The 2,031-nt window shown below is 65.5% G+C and carries 2 protein-coding genes; both read right to left on the bottom strand.

Annotation, left to right across the window (positions count from 1 at the left end):
* On the bottom strand, positions 1-621 hold a 621-nt coding region (locus P8X75_15215; protein ID MEJ1996531.1), incomplete at its 3' end, for an FAD-dependent oxidoreductase.
* A 138-nt stretch (positions 622-759) separates the two neighbouring features.
* On the bottom strand, positions 760-2,031 hold a 1,272-nt coding region (locus P8X75_15210), incomplete at its 5' end, for a hypothetical protein (GenBank protein ID MEJ1996530.1).

Genomic DNA, 2,031 nt, shown 5'->3' with positions numbered 1-2,031 from the left:
CACCATCAGGCCATCGCGCAGGTCCTCGTCGAAGCCGCGCAGGACCTTGGGACCGCGGTAGATCAGGGTCACCTCGCTGCCCAGACCGTTCATGATCCCGGCGAACTCCACAGCGATATAACCGCCACCCGCGATCACGATGTGCCGGGGTTGCTCTTCCAGATGAAAGATTTCGTTGGAGGAGATGCCGTATTCCGCGCCCGGCTCTCTGGGCAGCACCGGCGCTCCGCCGGTCGCAAGAAGAATGGTCTCCGCCGTGCAGCGCTCGCCCGCGACCTCCACCGTGTGATTGTCGATCAGGCGCGCGTGGCCGTCGTGCATGGTGACACCCGCGGCGGTCAGAAGTTTTCTGTAGATGCCTTCCAGCCGCTCGATCTCCTTGTCCTTGTTGGCGATCAGGGTCTTCCAGTCGAAGGTCGCTTCGCCAGAGAGCGTCCAGCCATAGCCCGCGGCGTCCTCGAACTCCTCCGAGAAGTGGCTGGCGTAGACCATCAGTTTCTTGGGCACGCAGCCGCGGATGACGCAGGTGCCGCCATAGCGGAACTCCTCGGCTATCCCCACCTTGGCGCCCGTCGACGCCGCCATGCGCTCACCGCGCACGACGCCAGTTCCCGCACCGATGACAAAGAGGTCTTAGTCGTACTGGCTCATGCCCATCCTATTCACCCGATTGGGTCCATTTGGAAACTCATAAGAAGGCGGCGCCGCAGCATTCGGCGCGGCGCCGCCCATTCCTTTTGTTAGGTAGGAACGAAGGCGCTAAATGGAAACCCCGTCCGGCAAGGACGCGGCAAAACGCGCGCGCTGCGAGCGCCAGCGCCAGACCGCCCAGACGACCGCCGCCACCGCCTGACCACCCGCGCCCAGCAACGCCTGGCTCGGCTCGACCGAGAGCGGCGGCGCGAAGATTCCGGCCAGCGCATTCATCCCCATGGCCTGCAAGGTGGCGGGCAGCAGGAAGTAGAGCAGCGCGAGCCAGAAAGCGGCCATCAGGTCGCTGCGCCCGGCCGCCCCTCCATTGCCATAAGCCATACCCAGCACCAACGCGAAGTCGCGCAGCATCAGCGCGATCAAGGAGAACGCGAGCGGGCGGGTGTAGCTGTCGAACTGCCAGGCGGCCCAGGCCCAATGGGTCTCCGGCCCGATCCCAACGGATGCCCCCAGAACCGCCGAAGCGATGCCGAAGAGCAGCGCAAGCTTGAACGATGGCAGCCAGAGCGGCGCCTTGGGATACGCGGTGAAGGGATTGCTCCTGAGCGCCCTCAGGAAGCCCGCCATATCCAGCGGGTCCTTCCGGTCCGCAAAGAGCGCGGCATAAGCGCCCAGCGCGAAGACCGCGAAGAACAGGGCCAGCGGCAGCGATAGAACCTCGCCGCAGGCCGCACAACTGCTGACCACGAACCCGTAGAGGTATGCCCCCAGCAGCGCCAGGAAGAAGGCCCAACCCCAAGGGATATTGGTGAGCTGCAACTCCTCGCGCATCAGGCGCAGGCAGGCGATCACAGCAGCACCCGTGAAGAAGATCTTACTGGCCAGAATGAAGGGAAGCGCGTCAAAGGAGATATTGTACCAGCCGATGACCCGGCCCCCCGGGCCCAAGTCGCCGAGCAGAAGGTCGGAGGGAATCAGGCTTCCGTCCGTGCCCGCCAGAACCAGATAGGCGAGCAGCCCCAAACCCTGGCAGAGGGCGACGGGAATCTGGCGCGCGCCGCGCTGCTTTCTCAGCATCACCAAGGTGGTCAAGAGCGTCACGGCCTGGGCCAGCACACCGTCGAGCAAGAGCATAGCGATCTCGCTGCCGAGACCCGACCGCAAGCCCGCCATCCCCTCTGGCCCCATCACCTCGGCCCCTCGAAGGCGGCCGACGGCAATCAGGATCAGGAAGAAACCGCCCGCCAGCCAAGTGAAGGAGGTCGGACCGAAGAGCTTGCCCCAGGTCATGCTCCAGGGACCCATGGCCGAGAGGCGCTGCCAGTCCCAGGTGGCCGAGCGCACCTCCGCGCCCATGCCGGCCGCGACCCGCCGCGTGCC

It is taken from the genome of Limibacillus sp., assembly GCA_037379885.1.
GTDB lineage: Bacteria > Pseudomonadota > Alphaproteobacteria > Kiloniellales > CECT-8803 > JARRJC01.
Note: the sequence above shows the minus strand (reverse complement) of the source record. Positions and strands in the feature narration are given on the sequence as shown.